Origin of the sequence: Streptomyces hirsutus, from assembly GCF_001418415.1 — a bacterium.
In the GTDB taxonomy this organism is placed as follows: Bacteria; Actinomycetota; Actinomycetes; order Streptomycetales; family Streptomycetaceae; genus Streptomyces; species Streptomyces hirsutus.
This window is the reverse complement of record NZ_LIQT01000676.1, coordinates 1-2,186: the sequence shown is the minus strand read 5'-3', so window position 1 is coordinate 2,186 and position 2,186 is coordinate 1. Positions and strand designations below refer to the sequence as shown.

Here is a 2,186-nt window from a genome sequence, read left to right as displayed (position 1 = left end):
AGGATTCGGACCCGTCAGGTCCCTCTTTTCAGGGTCCGCATGTTCACCGAGTCGATCGCGCACCGCGGCCAGTCCAGGTCGCCGCGGAGCCGAGTTCGTCCAGAACCAGGCGGTGGAGTTTGACCCAGACCCGGGCCTTCGACCACTCGGTGAACCGGCGGTGAGCCGTCGCACCGGACGGCCCGAACGACGCTGCGGGAAGCTGCTGCCACGTGCAGCCCGACATGGCCACAAAGACAATCGCTGCCAGCACTTCACGGTCACCGTGCCGACGCCGGCCGCCGCCCTGAGGGAGCCTCCGGCACCAGCCGCTCAACGATTCCCACCACGACCGACAGCCTACCGAGCCAAATGAGATGAATTCTCCTGGACGGCCCCGCACTCGACGATCGGTGCACGGGGTCGTCAGTGACCTCCGTTGTGTGGCTCAGGCACCCAACTCATCGCGTACCACAGCAGTGACGAAGGAGGTCCAGCTTTCCGCAGCCAGGACGAGCACCGGGCCATCCGGTGTCTTGCTGTCGCGCACGGGGACGACGGAGGTGAAATCGTCGGAGACTTCGAGGCAGGCACCGCCATCTGGATTGCTGTAACTGCTCTTGCGCCACGTCACGGTACCCGGGGCTATGGATCGCACGGCGTTTCCTCCAACAGGCGCAGGATGAACTTCTGCGACTCGGCAGGGGACATTGCCTTGTCGCGCACTACATCGTAGGCACGTTGCAGGCGTTCGACCCGCGTGCTTTCCTCGATGAGTTCGCCCGAGTGAGCGTTCTCCGTATACGCCACCGGGCGACCGTCCTTGAGCCGCAAGAACCACGCATCCGTAGCGACCAGGCCATGGACCCCGGCCCTCTGCGGGAGGACCTGCACCGTTACGTTTTCCCGCTCGGCCAGCTCACCCAGGTAGGTCAGTTGGGCCCGCCACTCCCCCTCGTTCTCCAACGGTGTACGCAGGACCGCTTCGGCGAAGATCGTTCGAAATGGCGGGGGGTCTGCGCCTTCCAGCAGTTCCCGGCGCCCGATCCGGGCCTTGATCTGCCGTTCCAGTTCCGCCCCTTTGATCCCGCCCGCCGTCAGCACCTCCCGCGCGTACCCCTCCGTCTGCAGCAGCCCCGGTACCACGCTCACCGCGAAATGCCACAAGCTCACCGCCTCCGCCTCCAGCGCCATGTACCGCCGATACCGCTCGCGGAACTGCGTATGGTCCCCGGCGGCCAACTCCCACAGAGCCAGCAGCATCCCCGGAGCCTCGTAGTACTGGTCGAGGGCCTGGGCGACCTCGGGGCTGCCCAGCGTGTCGCCCTTCTCCATCTTGCCGAAGAGCGACCAGTCCCAGCCCAGCCGCTCTCCGAGCTGCCGCAGGCTGACGCCCTTCTGGGCCCGCAGCCGTCGTAGCTCCTCGGCGAACCGTTGACGCGGTTCCTGGCTGCGGCTCGTGACGACGCGACGCTGTGACAGGGCCGCTCACCTCCATGGACGTTACGGAAGGCGCGCTTCCCGGCGGAGAGTCGTACCACGCCCTCGTAGCGCACTGAATACGCAACGTAATGCGCGATGTTGGGTCACAGTGAGTTATTCACGCGAATTCACCCTGTCTCGCTCCCTCCGCGGCCGCCCCCCTTTTTCCGGGGACGTCACCGTGTTCCAGTGGAGGGTGCGGTCGCACCAGTGGGTGAGGAGGGTCTGGTCGTGGCCGACGGTCAGGAGGCCGGCGCCGGTTTCGGTGCGGTAGGCCTCGACCACCGCTACCAGCGCGGCCGTGGTCGACGCGTCGAGCATCGCGGTCATCTCGTCGCAGATCAGCCAGCGGGGTCGGAGCACCAATGCGCGGGCCAGGCAGGCGCGTTGGAGCTGGCCGTCGCTGACCTCGTGGGGGCGGCGGGTGAGGAGGTCGGGGGTGAGGCCGACGGTGGAGGCCAGTTCCGGGACGCGGTCGGGGACGGTGTCGCGGCGGCCGGTGGCGCGCAGGGGTTCGGCGATCAGGTCGGTGAGGCTCAGGCGGGGGTCGGCGGAGAGGCGGGGCTGCTGGAAGACGACGCCGAAGGCGGTGCGGAGCGAGCGTGGGGCGCGGTGGCGGAAGTGGCGTACGGGGGTGCCGTCGACGGTGACGGTGCCGGCGTCGGGGCGGTGCAGGAGGGCGGCGACTCTGGCGAGGGTGGATTTGCCGCAGCCGCTGGGGCCGA

At 68.1% G+C, this 2,186-nt stretch carries 3 protein-coding genes and 1 pseudogene; all 4 read right to left on the bottom strand.

Features of this window, described 5'->3' with window-relative positions; all coding sequences use genetic code 11:
• Positions 1 to 292 (bottom strand): annotated as a pseudogene (locus AOK11_RS41225) (transposase); the annotation flags it as partial.
• A 135-nt stretch (positions 293 to 427) separates the two neighbouring features.
• Complete coding sequence (locus AOK11_RS41220) at positions 428 to 613, bottom strand: DUF397 domain-containing protein (protein WP_388221623.1); 186 nt, start codon at positions 611 to 613, stop codon at positions 428 to 430.
• Between the two features lie 11 nt (positions 614 to 624).
• Positions 625 to 1,461, bottom strand: coding sequence for a helix-turn-helix domain-containing protein (locus AOK11_RS37255; protein WP_055598050.1), 837 nt, complete (start codon positions 1,459 to 1,461; stop codon positions 625 to 627).
• A gap of 114 nt (positions 1,462 to 1,575) precedes the next feature.
• The coding region (locus tag AOK11_RS37250; RefSeq protein WP_055598049.1) for an ABC transporter ATP-binding protein at positions 1,576 to 2,186 on the bottom strand (611 nt) is incomplete at its 5' end.